The sequence below is a fragment of the Falsihalocynthiibacter sp. S25ZX9 genome (assembly GCF_041205405.1).
In the GTDB taxonomy this organism is placed as follows: Bacteria; Pseudomonadota; Alphaproteobacteria; order Rhodobacterales; family Rhodobacteraceae; genus Falsihalocynthiibacter; species Falsihalocynthiibacter arcticus.
Genome location: NZ_JBGFCD010000385.1, coordinates 1 through 273, shown reverse-complemented (window position 1 = coordinate 273; position 273 = coordinate 1). Strand labels below are relative to the sequence as shown.

The 273-nt window shown below is 50.9% G+C and carries 1 pseudogene; it reads left to right on the top strand.

The annotated features are described in order from the left end of the window. Positions 1–16: 16 nt before the first annotated feature. Positions 17–253, top strand: a pseudogene (locus AB9F29_RS22690) (integrase core domain-containing protein); the annotation flags it as partial. Between the last annotated feature and the right edge of the window lie 20 nt (positions 254–273).

The following is a 273-nucleotide window of genomic DNA, read 5'->3' as shown; positions in this document are numbered from 1 at the left end:
TGATGGCAATATCTAGGTCAGCATTGATTGCAAAGGCGCGTGGCGCGACAATCGGATGATCGAGCGCGTATGGCGGTCACTAAAGTACGAATGCGTCTATCTGCACACCTTTGAGACAGGCTCAGAGGCAAAAGCCGGTATCATGAAATGGCTGGCCTACTATAATGCTGAACGTCCTCACTCGACACATGGAATCTTGCCCCCCGACGAGGCCTATGCAAACAAAACAGAACCAATGAGAGTAGCAGCCTGACATGAAACCCTGATCCACCT